The organism is Pseudomonas sp. TNT2022 ID1044 (genome assembly GCF_028656895.1).
GTDB classification, from domain to species: domain Bacteria; phylum Pseudomonadota; class Gammaproteobacteria; order Pseudomonadales; family Pseudomonadaceae; genus Aquipseudomonas; species Aquipseudomonas reinekei.
Window position 1 is genome coordinate 979,269 of the sequence record NZ_JAMDHB010000001.1, and the last position, 23,323, is coordinate 1,002,591.

Genomic DNA, 23,323 nt, shown 5'->3' on the forward strand with positions numbered 1-23,323 from the left:
CAACTTTTTTTATTTCGGTATCGGATGAAAATCACGAAATCTACTTCGATTGGCGATCAGGGCGAATAGGTGAGCGATAGATAAACTGGCTGGCCAAGGACGGCCAGCCCCTTTCACCTGAGGCTACAACTTCAGAACGCACTCATTTCAATGCCGGATCCGCAATATTCATTTTTTTCCAGGACTGCAAGACCACCTGTGCCTTGGGTTCCTGCCCGCTGTTGAGATACCACTCGATCAGCGATAGCCGCGCGTTGCGGTTCGCAGGTTGCGCCCTGAGCAAACGCTCCAGTTGCGCACACGCTTCATCCACTTTGCCGCTCTCGTGCAAAGCAACTGCCAGTACGTAACCGTACTGCGCGTTCTGCGGCTCCAGTTGCGCAGCCTTGCTGAGGGATGGCATGGACTCGGCGGTTTTCCCCGCACGGATCAATGACAGTCCGCGAGTGTGGTGCAGCAACGCGGCGTCAGGATGTTGTTTGAGGCTTTCATCAAGCAGGGCTTTGGCTTCCTGACTGCGGCTGTTGCCTTCCAGCCATTGCACAAGCGTGACCAGAGCGGGGTAGAAGTCCGGATCACGCTTCATTGCTGTGCGCAGTAGCCCCTCTACTTCGCTGGAACGTCCATTGGCTTGATACAACATCGCAAGGTTGAGGTTGGCTTCGGCACGCTCTGACAGACTCTTCTGCACGGATTCGTACTCGGCAATTGCGGCATCCCAGTTGGCCTGTGCCGGGCCCAGCCCGTTGCGAGCGACACTCAACAGATCCCGTGCCGCCACAATGCGCACAGCCTTGACTGGATCGCCCAGCAGCGGCGTCAACAGAGCCACCCGCTCCGGCGGCGGTAGAAACGCGCTGACAGCACGTACTGCGGCTTCACGGACTTGCGGGGCCGGATATTTCAGGTCCTGTGTTGCCAGTTTCAACGCTTGTTCGCTCGGATACAGCGGCAACTCCGCCAATAACGTCGCGCGCTGAATAGCCGGCAGATTGCTGCGCTGCAACTGCTCGTATAATGCCTGCGCTGCACCGGGGAGACCATTGCGAATCAACAGCAGGCTTTCGTCGTAACGCGGCGCCTGCGGGGCAGTCGAGCCGTTCCACAGTTTGAATTGCGCGGTGATCTTGTCCCCGGCCTTGCCTTGGTGACAAGTCAAACAGGCGTCCTGGGTACCGAGTTTTGCCGCGCGTTCCGGGTTGGGAATACTGAAGCTGTGGTCATGCCGGAAATCGTTACCCATATAGAACTTGCCGGGCATGTGGCAATCGACGCACTGCGAACCCGGTTGGCCCATGGCGTGGCGGGTGTGTTCGACAGAGTCGTAGTTTTTTGCCTGGAGGCCTTTGCCATCGACACCTTCGACGGCGGTCTTTCCAGCCGTGTTATGGCACTGCAAGCACACCGCGTTACCCGGAGCTTTCAGCTCATTGCTATGCGGGTTATGGCAATTGCTGCAGCGCACGCCCTTGTCGAACATTTTGCTTTGCAGGAACGAGCCATGTTCGAATACTTCATCCTTGATCTTGCCGTCCAGTGAGTACAGCTCGCGGGTGAGGGCGCTTGGCAGGTAATCGTCCATCAAGCGCTTTCCGACGGTGTAGCCGTCGCCCAACGGTGCGCGGCGCGCGTGACAACGGGCGCAGGTTTCGATTTCGACGGTGGCGTTCTTGTCCTTGAGGTCGACGTCAAAACCGGCGTGGATCAGGTCGGTTTGCTTCGCTGTCCATTCAAGGTGGTTCGACGCCGGGCCATGGCACGCCTGACAACCGACGCCAAGGCTGTTCCAGTGACTGGAGAAGGTGTTGCTGGCCGCATCGAAGTTGCGCTTGAAGCCGGTGGTGTGGCACTCGACGCACATGAAGTTGGCGTTCTGGCTCGGCTTGCTCCAGTGCAGCGGATTCTTGAAGTTCACACCTTGGCCGGCGTAGAGATGAAACCAGCGATGCTTCTCGGTATCCCAGGCGACACCCAGCGCCTGCAAGCGACCTTCGCCGACCTCGATCAGGTATTGCTGGAGCGGCGCGATGCCGAAGGTGTAGGCGACTTTGAAATCGGCGTTCTTGCCGTCGAGTCCCGGCGCGTTGACCCAGAATTCTTCGCCCTTGCGCACGAAACGGGTGGTCTCGTTTTCGGCGTTGAAGGTGACGTTGTTAAAGTCACCAAGCATGGTTTCGGCGGTGGCTGGTTGCATGGCCAATTGGTGGTGTGAGCCTTGCCAATCCTTGACCTGTTCGCTGTGGCAGCCTTGGCATTGTTGTTCAGCGACCATCGTCGCCGGTTTGGCTGCGACCACCGGTACAGGCTTGGCCGGTTGCACCACGGGGGCGCTGACCTCCACGTGCTTGCTCGGCGCGGGCGCCGGGCTGAGCAGAAACCAGCCGATTCCCGCCACGGCTGTCAGCAGCAGGCCGATAGTGACGGGAAACAGGTAGCGAGAAATCGAGGTTGGTGCGGCGTCGGGCTGGTTCGGTACGGCTCTGTTTTTATGCTTGGGCATTGCGACTTCCGTAGTCCAGGTCCATGTGCCTTCAGGCGAGCGTTTGAGCTAAATGCAGCTTTAGCCTGCGGGCAGGCGAGTGTCAAATGTTCAATAGGAATTTCACTGGCCGACGAACCAGCGAAAATACGGATTACCTCCATCGCCACTCATGACTTCCCGGATATCGCGTGCCCACGCATCTCGGTTACCGTCATAGGCATGCAGGCTGGCTCGATAAAACTGCATCAGGCGTTGGCGATGGGCTTCCATACGCTGGGTAAAACCCTCGTCTGCGTTTATCAGTGGAGGCGAAACGTGCAGGTCCAACAGCGCTGGAAGTACCCGGGTGATCTCCTTGGCGCGCACCCATGGCGCGTATTCTATGCGCGGCTGATCGTCCGTTACGGCTGGCGCGTCGGCGGCGAAACGCTCAAGACCGGCCCGGTCGGTAACCCAGGTTGACAGCAACGCTGCGGCCGAGCCAATGCCGACATCCTGCAATGTGCCGCGCACAGAGTCTTGCTGAAAACGCTGGCTGATTTTTGTTACGTCCAGTTCGATCGGCTCCATCGAACCCACCAGCAACATTTCATGAAACTCGCTGGTCCAGACGCTCGCATAAGGAAATACGTCGAGAAAACTGCGCACCAGTGAGCGAGAGTCTTCGATATTCTGTGTTGGCAAAGGCAACCATTGGGCGACCAGGCCATTTTTCTGCAAACGGCTGGCGGCCAATTGATAGAAGTCCCGGGAATATAAATTCACTACGCCAGCGGCGGAGGGTGGAGGGGGTTCGAGTGTAATCAAGTCGTAGTCTTGCGGACTGCGCAAGAGCTCCTGACGGCCATCGCGCAGACGCACGTCGACACCGGGATCACTGGCCGCGGTGAAATTTCCTTTGAATAATGGGGCGGCCTTAATAACGGAGGGTAGCAATTCGGCCACTACTCGATGCTCCAATCCTGGATATTTGAGCAGTGCACCTGCGGTGATTCCCGTACCGAAACCGATCACCAACGCCGAGCGCGGCTCGCCATTGTGGATGAGCAGCGGCAGCAACGCCTGGATGCGCATGTAGCGCAGTGACGGCATCGCGTCGCCGGTGTTTGAAACCCCCTGGATGTAAAGGCGCTGGAATGCGTTTTGCCCTTTGCCTTGTGTGACCACCGCGACCGTACCGCCACGACCCTCTTCGTAGAATGCCAGTGTTCCATTACGAGCACCGGGTAAAAGGCTCGCCAGCTTATCAACCGGCGTTAACAGCGCCAGTGCTACTGATACCAGGCCGAACGCAACCACAGCCTGGCGCCGCCCTTTTTTCACTCCGTGCCCTTTGCGTACAGCCAAGTAACCGATACCCGCCGCAATGACCGCAAGCAGGCCCAAAGTACGCACGAGGCCAAGCAGGGGAATCAGTACAAAACCGCAGAGCAGCACCCCGATGATCCCGCCAAGGGTGTTGAAGGCGACCACCGCACCGACGTCTCGGCCAACTCGCTCACTGCCAACACTCAGGCGTAACGCCAATGGAAATGCAGCCCCGAGCAGCAGCGTCGGCAGAAACACAATGCTCAATGCGGCAACTGCAAAACGGGCACTCATCCCCGCCAATTCGCTGGCACCCAATGCCAGTAACCAGACTTCGGCCTGAGTTTGTGCCATCACCAGCCAACGTCCGAGCAGGGCGATTTCCAGCAGCGCAACCAGCCCTGCACCGACGATAAGCAAACCAAAGACGCCCCATGGATCGCGGATCCGATCAACGCGGCGGGAGAGGAGGGCGCTCCCAAGAAAGAGCCCGGCCAGATACGTCGCCAGCACTACGGCAAATGCGTAGGTACGGGTACTCATGAATTGCACGATTGACTGCGACCACACCACTTCATAGCCCAGGGCCACACCGCCGGCTACGGCGTATAGCCACAAGGCTGTGCGGTCGGGGACTTGCTCAGACTGGTGCTTGACCGTAGCAAGCTTCATTGCCGGCTGCTGATACTGCCACCAGAGCGCGCCCGCGGCAGCCAGCAGATTGAACATGGCGGCGGCTAGCGCGCTGCCCCGAACACCGAGGGTGGCAACCAATACAAACGCAGCAAGCAGAGTACCGGCAATCGCGCCCAGGGTATTGGCTGCGTACAGTTGGCCGCCGGCCTTGTCCGGCGCTGATGCCAGCGATCGCACCAGCACGGGGAGCGTACCGCCCATCAGCAAAGCAGGGACGCCTACCAGAGCGAAGGGCAGCACCCATGCCAGCACGCCGACATACTGCTGCAGCCAGGCAAACACCGGTGCAGAAAGGCTAAGTGCGAACGTTGCGCCGACACCTAGTACGGCAACCAGCACTTCCAGAATGGCGTACAGCAGAGCGGGTTGATGCAGGCGATCCGCCCAGCGGCCGAACAGCCAGCCACCCAACGCCAGACCCGCGAAAAATGCGCTGATGCCTGTGGTAATGGCATAGACCTCAACGCCAACCACCAATGACAACTGCTTGATCCAGAGCACTTGATAGATCAATGCCGCCGCACCGGATATGCACAGCAAAACCGCGGGAACGATCAGGGTTATACGAGAGGGGCCAGCAACAGACATATCCGGGATTTCGCTAGTAACTCGTGAAGACATTGCACGACAGCCTTATTCCGATTCGAAAGTGCTTTAACATTTCTCGGGCTTCGCCGGGAGCCTGGGGGATAAAACTCTTGTCACTGAGCAGGCTGGCCCGCATCGGCGGGATAGATACGCTGCCATTCGGTCGCCATATCGACAACCGTCCAGCCTCGCTGCCGGGCTTCATCAAGTGCCTTGTCCAGACGACCAATCTGCGACTGACGGTCATACGCCCATTCGCGCTTGGCATCGGTATGATGTACCAGACCCATAAAGCGTTTGCCAGTGCCGGCTGCAGTCCATTGGAGCATCTGCAGGTCACCGTCTGAGTTACCAAACGCCAGAATCGGGCGCCGGCCGATAATATTGTCGATGCTCACGGGCTTGCCCGGACCGTCGTCGTTATGCGCCACCTTCGGGTTGCGCACGATGGATGCGTTACCGTCCTTGAACTGGTACGACGTGTCGAACGTTGTGCCAATGACCTGCTCCGGCGGGATGCCATAAATCTTTTCGGCGAAGGCGCGCATGAAGCCTGTGTCACCACCGGAGACGATGTAGGTCTTGAAACCTTCGCTGCGCAGATAATCGAGCATTTCGAGCATCGGCTGGAAGATCATCTCGGTATAGGGTTTACCGGTCTTTGGATGGCGGGCCTGCATCAGCCAAGTCTGGGCATAGTCATTGAATTGCTCTGTCGTCATGCCACTGTGCGTTGCACCAACGATTTTCAGCAACCCGTCCATGCCGGTCGCGGCCAGCGCCTTATGGTCGTTTTCAAGCACAGCCTTGAAAGGCTGAGTGGTTTTCCATTCAGGGTGCTGCGCCGCCGTGCGTTTGACCTCGTCGAATGCAAACAAGAGTTCGAAATACGCCGGCTGCTCGCTCCACAAAGTGCCGTCATTGTCGAATACAGCAATACGCTCGGCAGGTTTGACGAAATCCTTGCTCGTCTGGTCGGTTACCGACTGGACGAATTCGATGATGCTCTTTTTTGACGGGCCGTCATTCCACGAAGGCAGAGGCTCACCGGCTTGAACCAGCTTTGGCAGCGCAATGAGCAGCAACAGGATCAGACCGTAACGACGGAAATGCAGATTCGGGAGACTCATGAGTAATCCTTATCATGAACGGGGTTGAGCGGTCTCAAGGCTGGTTTCGACGAGCCATGCTTCTCTTTGGCCTGACTGTGCAGCTTAGCCAAGGATTGAGGAAGTTCACGCAACGCTCGATCTTTATTGGTTTTTTTTCCATAGACGTCGCTTAACAGCGTTTGCAGATGTGGGTCGCGCGCCGCCAGCTTCACGCCGAGTCGGCCTCGGCGCAGCCACAGATACAATGCGGTCAGTCGAGGAGGCCGGCCTTCGATCTGCGGTCTGATTTGCCGCCAGGCGTAATCGGCTGATTGCAGTCGTGCCTGATGCCGCGCTTGCTGGCGGGTGCGCAAGGCGCGGTAGCCACGAGCCAGCAATGGGCGGGCGAACCAGACGACGGCGATCAGCAAGCTCAAGAGCACCAGGCGGCTCAGCCACCGCGTGGAAAGGTGCAAGCGACTGTTTTGCCCGAGTTGCTGCAGGTCCTCTGCGATCGAAAACACAGGCTTGTAGGCATTGTTTGCAGTGGCCTCAAACGTGACCGCAGGAACTTGAGCGGCGCGGGCCTGATGGGTGCTGGAGTCCCACCATTTCACTTCGATAGCGGGCAACGTGTGCGTGCCGGCTCTATCGATACGGTAACTGGCGCTGTCGATCCGTTCACCACCCAGCAAAAATCCCCGGCCATCATCCAGATTGCGTATCCGGGGTGTTTTCAGATAACGGCTCAGGCCATCAACTTTGCCCAACGGCGGCACCGGCAGCGTCATGGCCAAGGCATTGTCGGCTTGCAGAGTCAGCTGTCGAGTCATGCTGTCGCCGACTTTCAAGGGCGTGGCTGAATTGATTATGCGTTGGCTCAATCGCAGTCCCGTTGCAACCAGAGGTATCTCATCCGCTCCGAAGCCCGGCGGTTGGGCCACGCTGAACCGTACTGTCTGGCTGGCGACACTTTGTTCCTCTGTCGCTTGCCCCGGGGTGGCGCGCACCGTCAGCGGCGGGATCGTGAAGTCGCGCGCGACATTCGGTGTGATCAGATAGCGATAACGCATGCCGCTGAACGACTGGCCATCGAGCGTCTGATTAAGGTGCTCGGCCTGGCCATCCGGAGGTAATACCCGCGCGCCATCAAGCACCAGATCAGGCAGGGTGGGGGCACTGGTAAACCAGGTGTCTGTCAGGATATCGAGCTGTAACTCCAACAACCCACCGACCATTGCACCATCGGAAGGCTGCAAATGGGTCCGGACCTTGAGCTGGGGCTCGGCCGCGAGTGCGCTTACGCTGCATAGCAGCAAGGAGGTCAGCACGAGTGAGGCGGAGAGTCTCATGGCGTGGCACCTGCTTGATCCTGCAAGCTGAATTTCTGCTTGAGAAATTTTGCCGGCGAGGTGGTCAGGTTTTGCAACCACAGCGCATCCGACGTTGCCTGTTGGGTTTCAATCGTCTTGCTCTGACCTTTTCCTGGTGCCTTGTCGAACTTGACCTGATCCGGCTTGGTATCGGGCGCGTTCTGCTCGGCGCTTTCGGTGTCTTTTTGCAACGCCTGCGCCAGAGCGAGGTTGGCGGTGGCTTCTGGAAACTGCGGTTGCAGTTTCAATGCCTGAGAGCAAGCGGCAATCGCCTCATCGAACTTGAATCGGCGCACATAAATGTTGCCCAGATAAAAATAGGCTTGTGGCGTATCGAGGCGGGCGAATGAGATCAGTGCCAAGTCGTAATCGGCCGCTTTATAGGCCGCGATACCTTTCCACAACGGGTCAGTGAACAGCGCTGCTGCCTGCGGGAAATGCTCATGTTCGAACGCCCAACGCCCTTGCTGATCCCGGGTGAGAAAAGCATCTGTGAGCGCGTTGGCCTGCGCCGGAGCGCTCGGGTATCCGAGGCCAATCGTCAGCAGCAGCGCCGGCATCCAGTTGACACTCCAACCCTTGCGAACGCTGAACAGCGCCAGCAGTAAAAGCGGCCAGCACAACCAGTAACCGGCATCCTTCCAGTGCAATACACGCTGTTCTTCGCTGGCACTACGAAAGTGTTGTTGCGCGTGTCCTTCGATCCAGTCCAGATCATCGTTGTTAAGTGTCAGGCTTCCCAAAGGCGCGTCCAGGGCCGCCGCCAAATCCTTGAGCGCGGCCGGATCAAAACTGCCGAGTACCGGACGCCCGTCAGCAGCGGTGCGTGGCTGGCCATTGCTGTCGAGAATCACACCACCGTTTTCATGTCCGGCTGCCAGTACCAGAACCTGTAGCGAGCCGCCCTGCAACTGCTTGCCAAGGCTGTCTGACTGGGTGGTGTCGGCACCGTCGGTGATCAACAACAGAGTGCCAGGGAGTTTCTCAGCGTCCAGCAAGCGTTCCGCTTGGTCGATCACCGCAGCAACGTCCTTGCCTTGCTTTTCGATCAGTCCCGTATCCAGTGCCTGGATGAACGTGTCCAACAGCTCCGGGTCGCTCGTCGCTGGCAAGACCAGGTGTGCGCTTCCTGCATAGGCGATCAGTCCGGTGCGCGCGCCGGCTCTTCGCTGAATCAAGTCATGAAGTTTGTGTTTGACCGCTTCCAGCCGCGTAGGCTGAACATCATTGGCGTCCATCGATGGTGACAGGTCGAGGGCGATGATCAACGGTGCACGGTTTTCCAGAAAGTCCGGCCGATCCTGTTCCCAAGTCGGTCCGGCAGAGGCCACTGCGCCGAGTACCAGCAATGCACAGAGTAAATGTACTGGCCGCAGCCGTTGACGGTCCTGTGGTGTGACCAACAGATGTGGCAGTAAATGCTCCGCAATCTTGCCACGCAGACTGCGCTGAAGATCGCGACTTTGGTGCCAGATCCACGGCAGCAGCGCGCCGAACGCCGCCAGCAGTAGCCATGCCGGACGCAGAAAGTGGAAATCGCTGAGATTTATGTCCAACTCACACCTCCCGACGCTGGCTTGAGGCCACCAACCGCGGCCCGAGCATGGCAGACAGGTGATACAGGGCTAATAACAAAAGCGCCGCCCCCATCGGCCAGAAGAACAACTCGTGTTGGGATTGATGGCTCAAGGTCTTTACCTGGTGCGGGGTGAGGCGGTCGAGTGTGCTGTACACCTGATCGAGCGCGGTGCGATCTTCGGCCCGAAAAAACTGGCCGCCTGTGGTTTTGGCAATACGCTCCAATTCGCTCAGATTGACTTTGGCTTCGCCCGTAGCACCGGGATCCCCAATGCCGATGGTGTGAATCACTACTCCCTTGGCACCGGCCATCTCAGCAGCATGATCCGGGGTAATTGCGCTACTGGTGTCGTTACCGTCGGTGAGCAGTACCAGGATTTTTTCCTGTTCCTGGGCTTTTTCCAGCATTTTGAGGCTTAGACCAATGGCATCGCCAATGGCGGTATTGGGACCCGCCATGCCAATGCCGGTGTCGTTCAGCAACAGTGACAGGCTAGCGTGATCGAGCGTCAGTGGCGCCTGAGGGTAAGCGCCGCTGCCGAATACGATCAAACCGATACGATCCTCTTTGCGTTTGTCGATAAATCCCTGCACGACGGCTTTGACTGCGGCCAAGCGATTGGTCTTTTTTCCATTGGCGTCGGTGAAGTCTTCGGTCTCCATTGACTGTGAAATATCGATGGCCAGCAGCAGATCCCGCACGGGTTGTTGCCGCTCGATAGGCTTTTCAATGAACACCGGGCGAGCGGCGGCGACCAATAGCAACGCCCATATCACCAGACTCAAAAGCAATTGCCAGCGATTGGCGCGACTGCCAGCAGACGACGGTGTCTCACCCACCGCGCGGCTCATTGCGCTGAAGAACGGCACGCGCACAGCGCTGCGAGCTTCACGGTAGGCGGGCAAGTAACGGTAAGTAACCCAAGGCAACGGCAACAGAAACAGCAACCACGGATACTCAAGCTGCCACATGATGTCGCTCCACCCATAGTTTGCAGGTATCAAATAGTGCATCGCGCCGGGGGGCGGAGAGGGCGAGCAGGGTGGCGTCAGGGGCATAGGCCAGCGTCGCGAGCTGCTGCGCAAACTCGTCGGGGAGCTGTTGATCGACATGGGCTTGAAGGAAAGTCTGCCACTCAGAATTCCCCAACGCCGCAGCAGCGGCGCTTGAGGTGAGAGATTTCTGTCCCTGCATAGACAGTGCTACACGCTTGAGCAGCCCAGGCAGTTCCCGGAGCGCATGCAGCTCGTCACTATGGGTGCGCAACTGCTCCAGTCTTGCCAGCGCCTCTCGCCGATAGCGATCACGACGCCATTGAATCAAGCGCCTGGTGCCAATGATTGCGGCAGCTAGAAACAGAATCGCCAATAGAAACCACCAACCCCAGGTTTGCGGCGAATAGCTGACAGGCGCGGGCAACGTCAACTCTTTGAGTTGCGCGATACTCGGGACGTTCAAGCTCATCGTCGCCCCCCCGGTTGTTTGCCCAGCTCTGCCCGTAGCTGAGTGAGCGACTCTTGGGCAGTACTGAACATCATCAACGGTACCCGGCTGCGGCGGAGCAGGGTGGCAACATCCTTGAGCCGTCCGGTGAGATAGTCTCCCAGTGGTTGATGCACCTGACGACGGCCCACCGCCAACTCCACCTGTAACTCACCTTGAGTCACCAACAGTCTGCCGTCAGTTGGCAGATTCATCGCAATCGGGTCATAGACTTGCATGGCAATCACATCATTGTGTGCCGCCAGTTGCCGCATCAGTTGCAACGTGCGCTCACCCGCGCCAGCGAAGTCGCTGACGATGCATATCAGGTGGTCATGGCCGGCCAACGCCAGGCAACGCTGCAAAACCTTGTCGAGTTGATCGGCGTCTTCGGCATCGGGATTGGACGCATTAAGCGCCTGATTCTGCGCCGCAATACGACTGCATAATGCCTCCACGCGCTTTCGGCTGCGCAGGGGAGCAATGCTGTCGATACGCGAATCGTTGAATACCAGACCACCGACTCGGTCGCCGGCGTTGAACACCATCCATGCAGCCAGCACCCCAAGTTCGGCAGCGACGACGGACTTGAAACTTTGCTGTGACCCAAAGAACATCGACATACGTTGATCGACCAGGATCAAAGCAGGGCGGTCGCGCTCTTCAGTGAAAGTGCGCACCACCGGTTTGCCGGTACGCAATGAAGCCCGCCAGTCCAGATGGCGCAAATCGTCGCCAGGTTGATAGCGGCGCAATTCGTCGAAGTTCAGGCCCCTGCCTCGTAAGCGTGAAGCATGGTTGCCGGCAAGAATGCTGCCCTGAGGTTGACGCGCAGCAAAGCTGAGCCCTCGGGACGGAAACTCCAATGCCATCAATTGGGCGAGAGAAACATAGACAAACCCGTCACTGGTCATGCCGGAATTGCTACCTTGTCCAGTATCCGATCCAACACTTGGTCAGCCGTCACTCCATCGGCCACTGCGTCATAGCTCAGCTGTATCCGATGACGTAACACCGGATGCACCACGGCGCGCACGTTGTCCGGTGAGACGAAGTCCTGGCCTTGCAACCAGGCATCGGCACGGGCGCAGCGATCAAGGCCGATGCCACCACGCGGACTGGCGCCAATGTTGATCCAGCGACCCAGATCTTCGTCATAGTCAGCCGGATAGCGCGTCGCATTGATCAGGTCGATCAGATAACTGTCAATGGCGGGCGAAACATGTATGGCGCTGACTTCCTTACGCGCTGCGAAAATCACGTCCTGGGCGAGCGCGAAGTGGTTCTTGGACGCGGTGTCAGAACCTTTGGTGAACTCCTCGTCGCGCAACAAGCGCAGCACCTGACTTTCATTTTCAGCGCTGGGATAGTCGAGCAAGACTTTCATCAGAAAACGATCCATTTGCGCTTCGGGTAGCGGGTAAGTGCCTTCCTGCTCAATCGGGTTTTGGGTCGCGATTACGATAAATAACGCAGGCAACGGATGACTGTTGCCAGCAACGGTGATCTGTCGTTCCTCCATGGCTTCAAGCAACGCGGCCTGAACCTTGGCCGGTGCGCGGTTGATCTCATCTGCCAGAATCAGGTTGCCAAACAGCGGACCCGGCTGGAAACGGATTTCATTGCGACCCTCGACCTGATGCAGGACCTCGGCACCAGTGATATCTGAAGGCAGAAGATCCGGTGTGAACTGGATGCGACTCATCTTTGCATCAAGATGCCTGGATAGCGCCTTCACCGTGCGAGTCTTGGCCAATCCAGGAAGACTCTCCAGCAGTAAATGCCCGTTAGCCAGCAAGCCCAGCAAAATCTGACGGATCACCTGATCCTGGCCGAGCACTGACTCAGCAATATTGGCTTGCAAGGCGTTGAGGTCGGTCAGTGCACTCATTCGAAATCCCTTATGAAATGGAGGCTCAAGGCTTGCGGATTAACTAATCGCCGCAAACAAAGATAGGCCAGGAATTTCATCAGTGCCTGTGTATCGGGAAAAAACTGTCACAACAACGCTGACATCAGGAGGAGTCGCGCCCAGATGCGTTGTTTAACTTATGGGCGATGTCAGATGTTCATAGTTCAAATAAATCCTTTGAGAATAAGGATTTTAACTAGAAAAACTAAGCGCAGGCTCTCCAAAACTTGTTCATGACCGACTGTTCCTACCACGGCGGTGCGTAGGTTTATCACCGTACGGGCAATCATCCACCTCCTGTGAGGTCCGCATCAATTGCACACCGTTGCCACAGGCCAGTTACGCTAATATTTCGAACGGGAATAATCTCGATACGCGTCACGAGCGGCAACGTTTTCAATCTTCACATCCCTTCGTTGCTGGTAGACAATGCGCGCTCTGCTCCGGGGTAGTTCAGCGGTAGAACACTCGGCTCTTAACCGGGTGGGCGCTGGTTCGAATCCAGCCCCCGGACCCACTACATCGCAGGGTCAGAAGGACATATGTCCAGGCACGATAGGGAATCGGATGCAATGGCCGGCATAAACGCCGGTGATGCGGTCTTTCAGTTATCTCGAGCATTGACCGCATCGGGGCTCGACACTGAGGCAAAAACACGCGAACGGATTGAACGCTGGCAGCAGGTGGTCGAACACATGGTGCAGGGCACTGCGCTGTATGGCTCGCGTGCACCATTCGTGGATGTGCCTGTATGGGTCACGCTGGAGGTTGTCGCGGGTGGTTTTGCCACTGGGCAGTATCTGGCCGGTGGCGCACTGACCGAGTACGAGCAGCGGTTGGCCGCCTCAATCCCAGGCATCCGCCCTGGTTTTGAACGACTTGATCTCAACACCTGGCATCTAACGGATGAAGGGGTCGAAGCACTGCAAAAGCAGCTGGTGAACAGCAACTATCGGGTCGATGTACCAGAAGAGGCAGCGCTACTGTCCGTGGCTTGGCTGTTGGGCCAGCAGCGCACGGAAGAAGCGCGCAAACTGATTGTGTCGATCGCTCCTTTTTTTGAGCAACTGCGCTTCTTTCCAATGGCTTCTGACGGGCTGCCACGCGCGGCGGCGGAAGTGCACATCTTCGATGTCGGCGATATCAAAAAGCAGCTTTCAAAACTCCCAGTGCAGCAGCGCCTGGCGGTGCAAAAACATGTGGTCGCGACTCGGTTGACTCTCTACGACGCAGCCATCTCGCTCTTCCTCTTAACATACCAGGATGATTGGCCTTGTCGGCAATATCCTGAAGGCTGGCTTGAGCAGGCGAATACTCTAAATAATCAGTTCGATGCCACCAGTAACAATGACATCCTCAATGTTGAACCTTTCAGAGATCGGGTAGGGGAGTTGTACGCGTTGCTTAGGCTCTGCTCCCGTGACCCAGCTTCGCTTACAGGGCGTCAAGTCGGACGTATTCGGCGGATCGTCAATGATTTCATGCGCAAACATGGTCATCCAGAATCTGAAGATCATCTACAGCACCGAAAAATGCAGCGCCGTCAGGTGGCCGCGCCCGAGCATCATCTCATCGCCAAGGTTGTTTCTGAGCGTCTGACCAGCTATTCGAGTTCGGAAGGCATCTCTGATTTTTCGTCCCTGTTGGAGCCCATTACCGACGAGGAGGCGAAGGCATATTCGCTGATAACAGGTGTCGCCATTCCTCCGGCGGTCCGCCGACGCCTCGAGCGCTGTCGAAAGGGAACCATTACTGAGTTGATTGACAAGGGATTGATCACCTCTGGGGATACCGTGGCGCGAGTACTGCCGGCGATGACGGCCGAAATCTGCAGTGCTGGATTTCGCGATACGACGCTGCGTATGTTGTCTGTCGCAACGTATCGTGCTTTTCGCCGACGCCGTTCATTGCTGCTGATCAACCTACAGAGCCAAGTCAAAATCAGTGAGCTTCCTTGGGTAGCGGCCGTCGAAGGTGAACGTGAGGCACACGCTGCCGGTGTTGAGGGAGCCAGACAAGCCTTGATCGAATCCTCTGCAATGACCCTTTCTGCTTTTCCTCAGGCAATCCTTCCGAACAAACTACTTCAGGAGTTTGGTTCGCTTGCTGTCACCGCGAAGCTGGATCTTCCTTTTGTGGAGGAGGTCGCAGTGGACATTTTCATGGGAACCTTCTCGAACAAATTCGTGGAAGCAGCCAGACGAGCGGCCCCTTTGATAGGTGGCACCCTTTACGCCCATTATTACGACATCGACACGAACCAACTGGCGATCCTTCCCGATAAGCCGAAATCGAAGCGCAGAAACTATTTCCAGCGAGACTTGGATACCAGTGATGCATTGGCGAACCTTTGCGCACAGCGGGCTAATGCACCCTTGGGTGCATGGCACTCAGCAACCAACGGAAGAATCATCGAGCAACAACAGATTCTGACGACGCAAAACCTTTCGCTTCTATTTGGTGAGCTCGGTTTGAAAGCGCTGCTACATCATCGCCTGGGTTCACTCGCTCAGGAGTGCTTCCAATGGATATGCATACGGCAGCAGATGAAAATCAAGTTCTACCATTCAAGCTTGGTGATGCTCAAAAACACCGCTTATGCCTGGCGCCAGATGGTGTTTTATTTATCCATGCTGGATGACGCCGAGAGGCGTTGCGCTATAGATAGCATTGAAGAATATTTCGCGGCACAACCAACTGCATTCCGGGAGAGATTTCTACCGGCAATTATAGGGTTACGTGTGGCAGCTGCCGGGCTCCCTTTGACTCTGAACCGCCAGAAAAGTGAGGGGGCTCGGGTTTTCCTCGGATGGACCACCGAACGACATTGGTTGTTGCCGCCGCAAACGAATCACATCAGGTAAACGCTCGGCTATATCGGCGATGCGTGCTGGAACGCATCAAAAGCGATGTTTGTGTATCCGGCTGGAGTTCTTGTACAGACGGGTCAAAACTTTCATGCATACGTCAGGTGTCGAAGTCAGGAAGGACGTCCAATGAGAAAAGCCTAGCCGCCTGAAAAATCGGAAAGTGGTGGAGACAGACATGACCTTGTCCAAATTCAGATTCCTCCGTTCACCACTCATCTCCTTGATAACGCGCCATTTTTTCAATTTTCATCACTAACATCCGTTTATTTGTCACAAATAAACGGATGTTAGTGATGTAGCTTTCATATAAATCAATGGGTTACGAACCTCCGTTTTTTTGGATAAGCGGTACGCTCGTGTATCTGAACGCGTCTATGCTTAGTCGTCAGGTTCACGATTGGAGCATGAACGAATGGTCTTTGTCGGCGATTTTTGCTCAGTGGGTACGGCGTCCGATCTGCTGGTCGTAGACGCGGTATGGAAGCAGCGTGGCGGGGTCGTACGTCTCTGCAAACTGTCTGATGGACTCCAACTGGCTCTCCCCGAGGAGCGGCTGACCCTGTCAACGGATCCGATCGGGGCCTTCCGCAAGCATATGGATAAAATCATCCGAGCCTCTCGCAAAAAGTCCAGAGCCTCAGCTAAACCCGTGCACGAATCGAATCCTGCTTGCGAGTTTGCAGAATACCTTGCCATTACCAGGGACGAAGGGGCCACGTATCGGATCAAGTCAATCACTCACTTCCTCATCCTGTTGGAATCACAGTATCTGGCCCCCAGCTACTCCTTAAAAGCTATTTGGCGAGACGTCTGCGCCAAATGTGACCTGCTGGACATCGATCCACCAACTCTCGGATTCGTCAGAAGCAGGCTCCATAGCCGGTATCGCTCATTGCGTAGCGAACTGATCGGGCCATAGCTATGGAATTTTTAAAGGGTGAAGCAGTTTTCGTAAAAGGTGAGGGCGGGATCTACCTGATAGATGCCTACGTGCCGGAGCGCGACAGTTATTGGCTCAAAATCTCCGGATTACCTGTGCCTCCAATTGAGGTACCAAAGAACAAATTAAAGAAGATTCCTACCAGTGCCGTTGAGCAAATCCGCGCGGCAAGTGACATTAGCATCGAAGACGCCGAGCCGGACAATGAGGTCAGGCCCGTTTCCCCGTATACCCCTGAGCAAATTATTGTGGGGAAAGCTCGGGAGGAGGTCATCGCACCACTGTACCTGGGGCAGATCACCAAAGAGGAGGCTGAGCAAAAACTTAGCCTCGGGCGAACGGTTGTGAATGATCTGCTACGCCGCTATCGAGAATGGCAATCATGGGAAGCGCTGGTGCCCGGTGTTTCTGGACGAAGACAGGGTGATACTCGGCTAGAGGATGAGGTTGAAGACATTCTGGCGAAAGCGATCAATGAGGACTACAAGGGGCCTGGTGCATCTGTAGTCGCTGTACTCAACCGTGTCCGGTGGGAGTGCAAAAATATTTCAAAAAATCCGCCTTCAGCCTCCACGATTGAAAGACGGTGTGCCCAGGCATCCATGCGCAAAGCAGTTGCTAATACCAAAGGCCCTGTTGCAGCGCGGGATAAATTCGACTCCTTTCCGTTTGGTACCGTCACGCAGCGTGCCCTTGAGCTTGGGCAGGCTGATAACAGTCCACTCGACTGCCACGCGGTCGATCCAGATACTGGAAAAGTACTGGGGCGACCGAACCTCACCATCATCAGTGATGACCATACCGAATCCTATTTAGGATTCTGGTTGTCGTACGGTGCGCCCTCAAGAAACACACTTGCGAATGCTTTCTTCATGGCATTGCAGCCTAAAGATGAACTGTTGGCAGAGTTCGGGCTTTCTGCACTATTTAAATGGATGCAGTACGGAAAGTTGTCCAGGCTGCGGACGGATGGAGGGGGCGATCTCAACGCCAAAACTGTGCTTGCAACGCTTGCTAAAAATGACATACGTCGTGAGCGCAGAGTGCGACCACAGAGCGGCGGCAAGGTGGAGCGCAAGATTGGTGTGTTGAACCGTTATTTCATTCAGACGCTGAACGGAGCGATAGCATCCAGTAGAAAAATCGCAAGAGGGGAGAATCCAGAGAAACTTGCGGAATATTCCATCAAAGACCTGTTCATCCTTATTATTACCCAGATATGCATTCTGCACGAGCGCCCTGGGAAGGATGGTTTAACGCCCAACCAGCGGTGGGTCAGAGACTTCGGGGAAAAGGATGGTGTACTACGGACGCCTCCAGTAGTCAAAGACGCAACTCAGTTCAAGATCGACATGCTCCATCAGAGGAACATACATGTGAGGCGTGAGGGGCATCTGACTCTGGGGTTGTTGTATGAGCCCGGCCCATACTGGAACAGAGTCGGAGAGCCCGTCACCATTAAACTCGATTACGGGAACTTGCACAGGGCGTGGGTGATGGACAAAGGGTTATGGGTTCCTGTCAAACTTATCAACGCAGATAGTTTTCCGAAAACGATGATGGAGTGGAATATCCAACGTAAATCCGGACTTCCAGTAGGACAGCATACCCCTGAAGGTCTGCAGGCCATGGAGGAGCAGCATCACCTCAAACAGTCTCTTCTGACTCAACAGCAGGAGCGTCGGCTGCAGGAGAGCCGGGATCTTGAGGACAAGATGTGCAAGATCAATCAGCCTGCATCCAGCTCCCTGCTAGAGCCCAGAGCGCCTGCCAAGCCTCACCAAGGCCCTATACCAGTCATGATGGGGGATGACCTGTGACCCACTTAAGCCCCCGGGCATTGGCGCTATTGGAGCTTCCTCGTGAGGAGCGGGCGCTTGCGTGCATGCGTGACGTATTTCTTAACTACCCCTCGGCGATGGCTGTGGAGCACAGTGCCAAGCGGCTAATCGCATCCCCCAGAAATACGTCAAACGCTGGAATGTCGCTTATCGCTCTTCCTGGCTTAGGCAAGTCGACGATTGGAGTGAGTTGGGAAAAGCGAAGCTTTAACGCTGCGTCAGATTGGCCGGGGAAGATCATTTATCTCGATCTGGTCAAAAATAGCGCAAACCTCAGCATAATGAAGCTGTTCCTCGCTGTAATCGGGGAGCGATTTCATACACGCCCATTGAATCTTAGCTATCGAGATGTGGGGTTGGCTAAGACTTTAGTTCGGGAGCATAACGTACGCGGGGTTTTCGTTGACGAGGCTCCGATGTTAAGGCTCGCTTTAACTGGGGCGCCTGTGAATCGTGAGTTGGGTTCGATAAAGGGGCTGGCCGGGCACGAATGGCAACTCAATGTTTTTTTAACCGGCACCCCAGACGAGATGTATTCTTTGTTCGATAATGATGCAACGCTAAAGTCAAGATTCAATATTCGGGTGGGTTCTCTAAGCTATTGGAAGAATGATGCGGAGGGGAGGTCTTTTATCCATGGGTACTTAGCTCTCATGCCGCTAGAGCAGCCCTCTGTGCTCAATGATAATTTCTTTAGAATACTTGAAGACAATACGCTCACAACTACCACTGTCCGAAAGAAAATGGTTATTTATAACTCTCGCCGTGCGGTGACTGACCTGATTCGCGAAGCATGCCGGGCGGCAGTTGAGACCGGGCAGGAATATGTCAACTCGGAGATCTTGGTCAACACCGTGCATGCAATGAAAAATGTTATCGAAGAGATAAATCTCAATGACTATGCTCGACCAGACATAGGCCCATATGCGTGAGCACCGTTATCGTCGTGCGCGGGTGAATGTTAGCTCCTCGAAAACCACATTACAGGGCTAACTGGCGGCGGAATTGAGAGCGACAGCGGCGGGGAGTCAAGCCGAGGAGGCGTGCGCAGTGCACTGCCTCGCCTAAAAGCGCAAAAAAAATAAAAAACGTAAGGGTTTAGAAAGGATTAAGAATCAGGCGCTATGACGAACAAGTCTGAAAAATGGTCAGATGCCTCCGGCAACCAAGGGGTCTTGGAGCAGTGCTTTGACCGCCTTCGTTCAGTGGCAAAACAAGCTGACTCGGAGACCTCTGCACAGGCAAACACTAGCGCACCCGAACGATATGTGCTGTTACTGGCTGCGCCAGCAGGAACTGGAGCCACCGCATTACTGCTCCATCTGGCCTCTCTCTTACGTCTCGAAGGCCATAACGTCCTCTCGGTGCTGGGAGGCACGACGCTAGAGCCGACTGATTTCAGGCATGCGCTGAGTATTTCGGTTGGCATGCCCGGCGAACTCGCAACCAAGGTTGACGCGGCCGCGACAGAGCTGGGCCAAGTACAGCACGCCGTGCTTAGCGCCCGAAACTACGATACGTTCGTAGTGCATGATGTTCAGACCTATCAAAAGCGGAACAAGGACGCAAATTCCAACCTCTGGATCATGGCCCACTGGGTAAAGAGTTTCAGGCAGAAGGGTTTTTTGTTCTGCGGTCTTCCGGATGCCGTTGCCACATTGGGCGCTAGTTTCAAAACCGCATCGATCAAGCATCGCACCTTCACGCTTGAACCTATGGCGGGAGGCCCGGCTTTTGACCAGTTTCTCGCGGATTTAAAAGATGGGTTAGTGGACAGGTACGCCCCTGACGTTTTGGACGCAGTGGACACGACCGTGGTTCATGAGCGCTCCGACGGTCGCATCGGCGCTGCTATGGACGTCATGGAGCACCTCCTCACGGAGATGACGGCCCCGGTTGACCCTGTTGGTGAGCCGAACTGGTATTACCTGGATGAACACGAGGTCAGTCAGGAAAGGAGATACGAGCCGGATCACAATCAGGTATCTATCCAGGAACCAGTAACTCCCGTACTGGATGAGACATTTTCGTCTTGGGCTGCGAGAAGAAGCCTGGTGCCCCGGAATTCTGCTGACAGCCTGTTTGCTGAAAACTTCATGCTGCTATGCAGCAAAGGTAGCGTCGACCCTGATCGGCAGTACGCGAATCTGGACCTTCTCAGCCATTTCCCTCCCTGCGAGCGAATGCTGATTTCAAAGCAGTTCAAGGGGACGGATGATGCCTTAGTAGCGTATCCAAATGCCTTAAACTATTGCCCACAGTGCTTTCACGCTGACCTAAGTGCGGGCTTGAATCCTGTGTGGCGGCTGGCCTGGCAAAAGTCGCGAAGCTGTATATGCGTGAGTCACGAAGGCGGGGTGATGCTGCAGCGGCTTGAAACTCGGAACTTTACAGTTTTGAACAAGGCTTGGGTCGCTTTCAAGGAGCACGTGCAGAGCCCGGCGGCGCGGTTGACGTCCAGCTTTCCGCTTCAGCACTCGATTCCGGAATTGGTCAGCCCTGATAACTCGTGCCTCATCCATCTAGCAGAGCGGGTTCAGACCTGGTTCTACTCGCTATCAGAGACATCCACCCCGACCAGGCGCGCAGCAGAGTTCCTGCTGGCATTTTGGCTACAGGATTCAGATGAGAGCAAGACCCAGGGCTTTGCTCGCTCATACTTCTTCTATCGCTTAACCAAGCCTCATGCCGGGCTCAAGAAGAAACTACATGGCGAGGTTCGGGATCGTCTCAGGCCGGACTCTGCTAGGCCCCGTGATCTCGCGGTTGCGTATTGGATGCTTGGGGTGAGTTTCGACCTGATCTCCGATGTGGAGGCTGGTTTTATCAGGGACACGACTCGGCCCTATTCGACACCCTTTCCCGTGAACAGGTCGGAGATTGCTGCCCTGGGCACACTGGCGTTCAGCTGGTCACAAATATCTGCGTACTTGAGGCATGCGCAGATTATCTTCGATGAGAAAGACCTGGAAGCAGTTGCCTGGGCCATTGATGAAACCATTTTCCCCGCGAGTCGTAGAAAGTAAGGGATGTAGGGGGGCAGAAGAGCAGGACAGTAGCGACCGAATTAGCCTCAACGTGTCCGGACTGCCTCGGGACTCTCGGAGGCAATGCCTGCGCAACGCGCGGCTCGAAGGACGAGCTACGCGTCTTGACGAGTAGATCGAATGGAGGCACCGCCTAGGGAAGACCCACTGGTGCAGCTTTGGAGCCGCGATGGCTAGAGTCATCAGGAAGAAGCCGAAGACCTAGCGATCTGAACCCTCTGGAATTGAAAAAAGGGAAAGGAGGATAGGAAATTCCATAAATTCGCTTTGGCGAATGTTAGGCGGAGCATTTAATAACGATTTTGACTTTAATTGCGCGCCGCCTCAGTCCGCAATCGTTAGAAAAACATAGTTAATTCAATGAGCTAGAGTGGCGGGCTCTAGTCGATACTTCTCGGCATTATTTCGAGAGTCATGGTCTGCTGGATAGGATTGGCTGGCTGAGGTTTTCAGAGCAACGCCACCTGCCAGTCAAAGCCAAATTTATTTGATAAATTGACAGAAACCGAATCAAGGATGATTCCAGCGTGACGAACGGCATTGTTGCGCCAGGGAGAACAGTCTGCTGTATGGTTTCTGGCGATCTTGAGGCGCCTTCATGTTGAATTTTTCGCTCACGATCGCGCCCGCCTGGGTACCCGACCAATGGTAGCGGTATGCACTCGCTAGAAGCCTAACTTATTGAATCCCCTATATTAATTCTGATTTGGTCGGTTCCGTTACAAGGGTGTTGTTTAACTCCTAACCTCACTATAATGAGAAAGGCGCCTCACGAGTCGCCCACGGGCAGGAGTACCAGCTAGCCGGAGTCATGCATGGTCAGAACACATACGCTCGTTGAGTTTAGACGCAAGCAGCACGAGCTTGAATTGGCCTTGCGCGGGCTAGAAAAGCAGCAGGAAGAGGTTGATTACAAACTCGACGTTGAGTTTTACCTCCGGCTGGAGGCGCTAGCCAAGGAGCATGGCTACACCTTCTCTCAGGTCTTTGATCTCCTTGAGTCCAGGTACAAAAGCTCGGCTGATAGCGCGAGCAGTAATGTCGCTGGCGGTAGAGAAGCTGAAGCGCCTAATGGCCCGTTATGCCTTAAGACGCGCACGACCACAGGCTTGCTGGACTTGATTGAGCGGTTGCAGCCGAACGGCGAGAAAGGTACTCCTAGCGTAGATAGAGAGTCCGTGCTCGACAGTGATGCCATGCTCACTGTGGGCTTACCCCCTAAACCGGTCGTAGAATCACCGGTGCCGGCCCTAGTGGTCGAGGCAGATAGTGACGAGCCTGCCAACGAGGAGAAAACAAATGACTAGTGTTCAAGAGTTCTTCGAGTTTAGCAATCGAATCACGTTGGAGTATGAGGCGATAGTGCCGCTTCTTCGAGATCCAGAAGTTGTGAAAGCTGCGCGCTTTCTAGCGAAGCTCGACGCCCTTGCGAGTGAGTATGAATTTAAACCAATCGACATAATGACATTACTTGATCCAGGAAGGGCTACAAGACTCCAAACAGTGATCAAACAAAAAGGTAAGGCGCCATCTAAACGGCGCAAGAATTCTAACAGAATTTAATCCTTACTCGCTCAGGCTTTTAGTAGTCGACACTATCACTATTCGAAAGGAGTCAATGACCTGACTTTCTGGTTGCCAGCATAGAAAGTACGTATACATGCAACATGTGCTCAGCGATTCTTTGCGAGAGAAGGTACTAGATATATAAGGCCTAAATCCATGCGTAAGTATGCGCTACTGATATGTTTATTACTTTGTCGTTTGTGACTTTCTTGGTATATAACTGGAGTGGTATTTTGAATCAGGGGCGCTATTTGCTTTTTCTCGATATTTTGGGTTTCAGCGAGCTTGTAAAAACAAAATCCGTACAGGAGGTGTACGCCGTCGTAGACAATGCTCTTCAGGCTTTTGGCCGATGGGAAGAGCTCAATGCCTTGTTTAAAACCATCTATTTCTCAGACACCTTTGTGTTCTACCAAGATCCTAAAGGTTACGGCGACTGGGCTTTCTTGGATGTCTATGCCATTGGCGGAATGGTCTTGTCCGCCTTGCTAGCGGCTGGTATTCCCGCAAGAGTGTTGCCGCTGACCGAAAACTGACCCAGTAAAGGC

Annotated in this window: 16 protein-coding genes and 1 tRNA gene; 8 read left to right on the forward strand and 9 right to left on the reverse strand. The window is 55.3% G+C overall.

Annotated features, from left to right (window positions below; all coding sequences use genetic code 11):
- Positions 1–142 precede the first annotated feature (142 nt).
- From M5G20_RS04220 to M5G20_RS04260, 9 genes are all read right to left on the reverse strand, one after another.
- Positions 143–2,500, reverse strand: coding sequence for a tetratricopeptide repeat protein (locus tag M5G20_RS04220; RefSeq protein WP_273918039.1), 2,358 nt, complete (start codon positions 2,498–2,500; stop codon positions 143–145).
- A gap of 102 nt (positions 2,501–2,602) precedes the next feature.
- On the reverse strand, positions 2,603–5,107 hold the full coding sequence (locus tag M5G20_RS04225; protein ID WP_273918040.1) for a fused MFS/spermidine synthase: 2,505 nt from the start codon (positions 5,105–5,107) through the stop codon (positions 2,603–2,605).
- 80 nt (positions 5,108–5,187) lie between these two features.
- The gene (locus M5G20_RS04230; protein ID WP_273918041.1) at positions 5,188–6,204 is read right to left on the reverse strand and encodes an HAD family hydrolase; all 1,017 of its coding nucleotides are present in this window, start codon (positions 6,202–6,204) and stop codon (positions 5,188–5,190) included.
- A complete protein-coding gene (locus M5G20_RS04235) occupies positions 6,201–7,517 on the reverse strand; it encodes a hypothetical protein (protein WP_443218286.1) in 1,317 nt (438 codons plus the stop codon). The genes M5G20_RS04230 and M5G20_RS04235 overlap by 4 nt, the downstream gene beginning before the upstream one ends.
- A complete protein-coding gene (locus M5G20_RS04240; protein WP_273918043.1) occupies positions 7,514–9,094 on the reverse strand; it encodes a VWA domain-containing protein in 1,581 nt (526 codons plus the stop codon). Before M5G20_RS04240 ends, M5G20_RS04235 begins: the two co-directional genes overlap by 4 nt.
- Position 9,095: 1 nt before the next feature.
- A complete protein-coding gene (locus tag M5G20_RS04245; protein ID WP_273918044.1) occupies positions 9,096–10,088 on the reverse strand; it encodes a vWA domain-containing protein in 993 nt (330 codons plus the stop codon).
- Complete coding sequence (locus M5G20_RS04250) at positions 10,075–10,581, reverse strand: DUF4381 domain-containing protein (protein WP_273918045.1); 507 nt, start codon at positions 10,579–10,581, stop codon at positions 10,075–10,077. Before M5G20_RS04250 ends, M5G20_RS04245 begins: the two co-directional genes overlap by 14 nt.
- Complete coding sequence (locus M5G20_RS04255) at positions 10,578–11,513, reverse strand: DUF58 domain-containing protein (protein ID WP_273918046.1); 936 nt, start codon at positions 11,511–11,513, stop codon at positions 10,578–10,580. The genes M5G20_RS04250 and M5G20_RS04255 overlap by 4 nt, the downstream gene beginning before the upstream one ends.
- Positions 11,510–12,490, reverse strand: coding sequence for an AAA family ATPase (locus M5G20_RS04260; RefSeq protein ID WP_273918047.1), 981 nt, complete (start codon positions 12,488–12,490; stop codon positions 11,510–11,512). Before M5G20_RS04260 ends, M5G20_RS04255 begins: the two co-directional genes overlap by 4 nt.
- A 463-nt stretch (positions 12,491–12,953) precedes the next feature.
- On the opposite strand from M5G20_RS04260, the gene M5G20_RS04265 reads away from it, so the two are divergent.
- The 8 genes from M5G20_RS04265 (at position 12,954) to M5G20_RS04300 (ending at position 23,311) form a co-directional block, all read left to right on the forward strand.
- Positions 12,954–13,028, forward strand: a tRNA-Lys gene (locus tag M5G20_RS04265).
- 55 nt (positions 13,029–13,083) lie between these two features.
- Entirely contained in the window at positions 13,084–15,375 is a 2,292-nt protein-coding gene (locus M5G20_RS04270) for a hypothetical protein (protein WP_273918048.1), read from the forward strand.
- Positions 15,376–16,302: 927 nt separating this feature from the next.
- Positions 16,303–18,141: an integrase gene (locus tag M5G20_RS04275; RefSeq protein WP_273918049.1), complete on the forward strand. Its 1,839-nt coding sequence runs from the start codon at positions 16,303–16,305 to the stop codon at positions 18,139–18,141.
- 65 nt (positions 18,142–18,206) lie between these two features.
- Positions 18,207–19,094: a TniB family NTP-binding protein gene (locus tag M5G20_RS04280; RefSeq protein WP_273918050.1), complete on the forward strand. Its 888-nt coding sequence runs from the start codon at positions 18,207–18,209 to the stop codon at positions 19,092–19,094.
- 192 nt (positions 19,095–19,286) lie between these two features.
- Complete coding sequence (locus M5G20_RS04285; protein WP_273918051.1) at positions 19,287–21,188, forward strand: hypothetical protein; 1,902 nt, start codon at positions 19,287–19,289, stop codon at positions 21,186–21,188.
- 836 nt (positions 21,189–22,024) lie between these two features.
- Positions 22,025–22,516, forward strand: coding sequence for a hypothetical protein (locus M5G20_RS04290; RefSeq protein WP_273918052.1), 492 nt, complete (start codon positions 22,025–22,027; stop codon positions 22,514–22,516).
- On the forward strand, positions 22,509–22,772 hold the full coding sequence (locus M5G20_RS04295) for a hypothetical protein (RefSeq protein ID WP_273918053.1): 264 nt from the start codon (positions 22,509–22,511) through the stop codon (positions 22,770–22,772). Before M5G20_RS04290 ends, M5G20_RS04295 begins: the two co-directional genes overlap by 8 nt.
- Positions 22,773–22,954: 182 nt before the next feature.
- Positions 22,955–23,311 carry a hypothetical protein gene (locus M5G20_RS04300; protein ID WP_273918054.1) on the forward strand — a complete coding sequence of 119 codons (357 nt, stop codon included), beginning with the start codon at positions 22,955–22,957 and terminating at the stop codon, positions 23,309–23,311.
- Positions 23,312–23,323: the final 12 nt, after the last annotated feature.

Excerpts from the sequence above, each read along its gene's own strand:
- M5G20_RS04220 (WP_273918039.1), bottom strand. The coding sequence starts at position 2,500 with ATGCCCAAGCATAAAAACAGAGCCGTACCGAACCAGCCCGACGCCGCA.
- M5G20_RS04280 (WP_273918050.1), top strand. The coding sequence starts at position 18,207 with ATGCGTGACGTATTTCTTAACTACCCCTCGGCGATGGCTGTGGAGCAC.
- M5G20_RS04245 (WP_273918044.1), bottom strand. The coding sequence starts at position 10,088 with ATGTGGCAGCTTGAGTATCCGTGGTTGCTGTTTCTGTTGCCGTTGCCT.
- M5G20_RS04300 (WP_273918054.1), top strand. The coding sequence starts at position 22,955 with ATGTTTATTACTTTGTCGTTTGTGACTTTCTTGGTATATAACTGGAGT.
- M5G20_RS04250 (WP_273918045.1), bottom strand. The coding sequence starts at position 10,581 with ATGAGCTTGAACGTCCCGAGTATCGCGCAACTCAAAGAGTTGACGTTG.
- M5G20_RS04295 (WP_273918053.1), top strand. The coding sequence starts at position 22,509 with ATGACTAGTGTTCAAGAGTTCTTCGAGTTTAGCAATCGAATCACGTTG.
- M5G20_RS04290 (WP_273918052.1), top strand. The coding sequence starts at position 22,025 with ATGGTCAGAACACATACGCTCGTTGAGTTTAGACGCAAGCAGCACGAG.
- M5G20_RS04260 (WP_273918047.1), bottom strand. The coding sequence starts at position 12,490 with ATGAGTGCACTGACCGACCTCAACGCCTTGCAAGCCAATATTGCTGAG.
- M5G20_RS04235 (WP_443218286.1), bottom strand. The coding sequence starts at position 7,517 with ATGAGACTCTCCGCCTCACTCGTGCTGACCTCCTTGCTGCTATGCAGC.
- M5G20_RS04230 (WP_273918041.1), bottom strand. The coding sequence starts at position 6,204 with ATGAGTCTCCCGAATCTGCATTTCCGTCGTTACGGTCTGATCCTGTTG.
- M5G20_RS04270 (WP_273918048.1), top strand. The coding sequence starts at position 13,084 with ATGGCCGGCATAAACGCCGGTGATGCGGTCTTTCAGTTATCTCGAGCA.
- M5G20_RS04255 (WP_273918046.1), bottom strand. The coding sequence starts at position 11,513 with ATGACCAGTGACGGGTTTGTCTATGTTTCTCTCGCCCAATTGATGGCA.
- M5G20_RS04225 (WP_273918040.1), bottom strand. The coding sequence starts at position 5,107 with ATGTCTTCACGAGTTACTAGCGAAATCCCGGATATGTCTGTTGCTGGC.
- M5G20_RS04275 (WP_273918049.1), top strand. The coding sequence starts at position 16,303 with ATGGAATTTTTAAAGGGTGAAGCAGTTTTCGTAAAAGGTGAGGGCGGG.
- M5G20_RS04285 (WP_273918051.1), top strand. The coding sequence starts at position 19,287 with ATGACGAACAAGTCTGAAAAATGGTCAGATGCCTCCGGCAACCAAGGG.